This window comes from Streptomyces sp. NPDC029014, assembly GCF_055564695.1.
In genome coordinates this window covers 1-5,002 of the sequence record NZ_JBVHVT010000179.1, presented here as the reverse complement: position 1 = coordinate 5,002, position 5,002 = coordinate 1, and the positions used below count along the sequence as shown (strand labels likewise).

Genomic DNA, 5,002 nt, shown 5'->3' with positions numbered 1-5,002 from the left:
CCAACTACGCGGCGGCCAACACCTTCCTGGACGCCCTGGCCGCGCACCGCCGGGCTGCCGGCCTGGCGGGCACCTCGCTGGCCTGGGGCCTGTGGACCGGCGTCGGCGGCATGGGCGGCGAGCTCACCGCCGGCGACCGCGAGCGCATCAACCGCGGCGGCATCGGCACCCTCACCCCCGAGACCGGCCTCGCCCTCTTCGACGCGGCCCGGCGCACCGCCGACCCGCTGCTCGTCCCGCTCCCGCTCGACCTGGCCGCCCTGCGCGCCCAGGCCCGTACCGGCATGGTCCCCGACCTGCTGCGCGGCCTGGTCCGCGTACCGGCCCGCAGGGCCGCCGCGGGACAGGGCGCCACCGGTGACGGTTCCGCGTTCCGCACCCGGCTGGCCGGGCTGCCCGCCGAGGAGCGGGAGACCGCCCTGCTGGACATGGTCCGGGCCGAGGTGGCCGCCGTCCTCGGCCACGCCTCCACCGACGAGGTGCCGGCCGACCGGGCGTTCAAGGAGCTCGGCTTCGACTCCCTGACCTCCGTCGAGCTGCGCAACCGGCTCGGCGCCGCCACCGGCGAGCGGCTGCCCGCCACGCTCGTCTTCGACTACCCGACCCCGAGCGCGCTCGCCGGCTACCTGATGGCCGAGGTCCTGGGCCTGGCCGCGGACGAGCTCACGACCGCAGGCGCGACGGCGCCGGCCGTCTCCCCGGGCGCCCCGCTGCACGAGGACCCGATCGCGATCGTCGGCATGGGCTGCCGCTACCCCGGCGGGGTCGATTCCCCCGAGGACCTGTGGCGCCTGGTGGCTGGCGGCATCGACGCCATCTCGGAGTTCCCGCAGGGCCGCGGCTGGGACCTGGAGTCGCTCTACGACCCCGACCCGGACGGCAAGGGCACCAGCTACACCCGCTCCGGCGGCTTCCTGCACGACGCGGGCCGCTTCGACCCGGCGTTCTTCGGGATCTCCCCGCGCGAGGCCGTGGCGATGGACCCGCAGCAGCGCCTGCTGCTGGAGACCTCCTGGGAGGCGTTCGAGCGGGCCGGCATCGACCCCGCCACCGTGCGCGGCAGCCGGACCGGCGTCTTCGCGGGCATCATGTACCACGACTACGCCACCCGGATCACCTCCGTACCGGACGGCGTCGAGGGGTACCTCGGCACCGGCAACTCCGGCAGCATCGCCTCCGGCCGCGTCTCCTACGCCTTCGGGCTGGAGGGGCCGGCGGTCACCGTCGACACGGCCTGCTCCTCCTCCCTCGTCGCCCTGCACTGGGCGATCCAGGCGCTCCGCAACGGCGAGTGCACCATGGCACTGGCCGGCGGTGTCACGGTCATGTCGACCCCGGGCACCTTCACCGAGTTCAGCCGCCAGCGCGGTCTGGCCGCCGACGGCCGGATCAAGTCCTTCGCGGCGGCCGCCGACGGCACCAGCTGGGCCGAGGGCGCGGGCATGCTGCTCGTCGAGCGGCTGTCGGACGCCCGCCGCAACGGCCACCCGGTGCTCGCCGTGGTCCGCGGGTCGGCGATCAACCAGGACGGCGCATCCAACGGCCTGACCGCCCCCAACGGCCCGTCCCAGCAGCGCGTCATCCGGCAGGCCCTCGCCTCCGCCGGGCTGAGCAGCGACCGCATCGACGTGGTCGAGGCGCACGGTACGGGCACCACCCTCGGCGATCCGATCGAGGCGCAGGCCCTGCTGGCCACCTACGGCCGGGAGCGCGACGCCGACGAGCCGCTGTGGCTCGGGTCGATCAAGTCCAACATGGGCCACACGCAGGCCGCCGCCGGTGTCGCCGGCATCATCAAGATGATCATGGCGATGCGGCACGGGGTCCTGCCGAAGACCCTGCACGTGGACGAGCCGACCCCGCACGTGGACTGGGAGGACGGCGCCGTCTCGCTGCTGACCGAGCCCGTGCCGTGGCCCGAGACCGGCCGCCCGCGCCGCGCCGGTGTGTCGTCCTTCGGCATCAGCGGCACCAACGCCCACACGATCATCGAGCAGGCCCCGGAGGACCGCGTCCCGACCGCGGCGGACGACCGTCCGGCGCCCATGCTGCCGTACGTGCTGTCCGCGAAGTCGGCGGACGCGCTGCGCGGCCAGGCGGCCCGCCTCCGCGCCCACCTGGAGGGCGCGCCCGAGGCAGGCAGCGTCGACACGGCCTACTCGCTGGCCACCCGCCGCGCCGCCTTCGACCACCGCGCGGTGGTCGTGGCCGCCGGCCGGGACGAGCTGCTGCGCGGCCTCGCCGCCCTCGCGGACGGCGACCCGGCCCCGGCCGGGGTCACGCGGGACACCGTGGGCGCCGCCGGCGCCGGGAGGCTCGCCTTCCTGTTCACCGGGCAGGGCAGCCAGCGCCCCGGCACCGGCCGGGAGCTGTACGCCACCCACCCGGTGTTCGCGGCCGCCCTGGACGCGGTGTGCGCCGAGCTGGACCCGAGGCTCGGACTCCCGCTGAAGGACGTGCTGTTCGGCGACGACGCGGCCCTCCTCGACCGTACGGAGTACACCCAGCCGGCGCTGTTCGCCGTCGAGGTGGCCCTGTTCCGGCTGCTGGAGTCCTGGGGCGTGAAGCCGGACTTCCTGTCCGGCCACTCCGTCGGCGAGATCGCCGCCGCCCACGTGGCGGGCGTGTTCCCGCTGGCCGACGCCTGCGAACTGGTCGCCGCCCGGGGCCGGTTGATGCAGGCCCTCCCGGCCGGCGGTGCGATGGTGGCCGTCCAGGCCGCGGAAGACGAGGTCGCGCCGCTGCTGACCGACGCCGACCGTGTCGACATCGCCGCGGTCAACGGCCCGCAGTCGGTGGTCGTCGCCGGTGACGAGGACGCGGCCGCAGCCGTCGCCGCGCAGTTCGAGGCGCGGGGCCGCAAGACCAAGCGGCTCACCGTCAGCCACGCCTTCCACTCGCCGCACATGGACGGCATGCTGGCCGACTTCCGGAAGGTCGCGGAGGGGCTGACGTACGCCGCCCCGCGCATCCCGGTCGTGTCCAACCTGACCGGCGCCCCCGTCACCGACGAGATGGCCTCCGCCGACTTCTGGGTACGGCACGTCCGCGAGGCCGTCCGCTTCCTCGACGGCGTCCGCGCCCTGGAGGCCGCGGGCGTGACCACGTACGTCGAGCTCGGCCCCGACGGGGTGCTCTCGGCGATGGCCCAGGACTGCCTCACCGAGGAGGGCACGGCCGGCTTCGCGCCCGTGCTCCGTGCCGGCCGCCCCGAGCCCGAGACCCTGGCGACCGCCCTCGCCCGGGCCCACGCCCGCGGCACCGCCGTGGACTGGGAGGCGTACTTCGCGCCGACCGGCGCCCGCCAGGCCGAACTGCCCACCTACGCCTTCCAGCGCGACTGGTACTGGCTCGACTCCGCCGTCGGCGCGCAGCACGCCCCGGGCGACGCCGCAGGCTTCGGCCTCGGCGCGACCGACCACCCGCTGCTCGGCGCGGCCGTCGAACTGCCCGACTCCGACGGCTACCTGTTCACCGGCCGGCTGTCGACGGCCACCCAGCCCTGGCTCGCGGACCACGCCGTCCTCGGCTCGGTCCTCCTGCCCGGCACCGCCTTCGTGGAGCTCGCGGTCCGCGCCGGCGACCAGGTCGGCTGCGCGGTCCTGGAGGAGCTGACCCTGGAAGCCCCGCTGGTCCTGCCCGAGCGCGGCGGCGTCCAGCTGCGGCTCTCCGTCGCCGCGGCCGACGACTCCGGGTGGCGCGCCCTGTCCCTGCACTCCCGTGACGAGGACAGCGCCGCCGACCAGACGTGGACGCGGCACGCCACGGGCGTCCTCGCCCCCGGCACCGCCGACCCCGCGACCCCGGCGGCCGACCTCACGGCCTGGCCGCCGGCCGGAGCCGAAGCGGTGGACCTCGACGGCCTCTACGAGGGCCTCGCCGCCGCCGGCTTCGACTACGGCCCCGCCTTCCAGGGCCTGCGCTCCGCCTGGCTGCACGGCGACGCCGTGTACGCTGAGGTGGGCCTGGACGAGGAGACCGCCGGCACGGCCGACTGGTTCGGCCTCCACCCGGCCCTCCTCGACGCCACCCTCCACGCGGCCGGCCTCGGCTCCCTCGTCGAGAACACCGGCCAGGGGCGGCTGCCCTTCGCCTGGAGCGGAGTCCGGCTGCACGCCGCCGGCGCCTCCGCGGTACGGGTCCGGCTGGCCCCGGCCGGCCGCGACGCAGTCGCACTGGAGCTCGCCGACCCGGCGGGCGCACCCGTCGCCTCGGTCGCCTCGCTGGCGCTGCGCGCGGTCTCGCCGGAGCAGATCGGCGCGGCCCGCAGCGGCCGCCAGGAGTCGCTGTTCCACGTGGAGTGGACGGCCGTGCCGGTCACCCCGGTCTCCGCGGCCGAGCAGCGCCCCTGGGCCCTGCTCGGGGCCGGCCACCCGGGCCTGGACGCCGTCGGCGTCCGCTACGAGGCCCACGACTCCCTCGCCACCCCCGCGGACCCGGCCGTGGTGTGCGTCCCGCTGTCCCCGGCCACCGGTGCGCAGGACGTCACGGCTGCGGTGCACGCCGAGACCGGACGGGTGCTGGCACTGCTCCAGCAGTGGCTGTCCGACGAGCGGTTCGCGGACTCCCGCCTGCTGGTCCTGACGCAGGGCGCGGTCGCCGCCGTACCGGGCGAGGGCCCGACGGACCTGGTGCACGCCGCGGCGTGGGGTCTGCTGCGGTCCGCGCAGTCGGAGAACCCGGGCCGGATCGTCCTGGCCGACACCGACGGCGGCGACGCGTCCCACCGCGCACTGCCCGCCGTACTGGCCTCGGGCGAGTCCGAGGTGGCGGTGCGTGAGGGCGCGGTGCTGGTGCCGAGGCTGGCGCGGACCACGGTCGCGGTCGCTGACGCGGCTGCCGTGTGGGACGCCGAGGGCACGGTGTTGGTGACGGGTGCGAGTGGTTCGCTGGGCGGGCTGTTCGCCCGTCACCTGGTGGCCGAGCAGGGTGTCCGGCGTCTGCTGCTGGTGTCCCGTCGCGGTGGGGCGGCGGAGGGTGCTGCGGAGCTGTCGGCGGAGCT

General features: G+C 76.2%; 1 protein-coding gene. It reads left to right on the top strand.

The window, feature by feature from the left end; genetic code table 11:
• On the top strand, positions 1-5,002 hold a 5,002-nt coding region (locus ACZ4VL_RS40100; RefSeq protein ID WP_468210827.1), incomplete at both ends, for a type I polyketide synthase.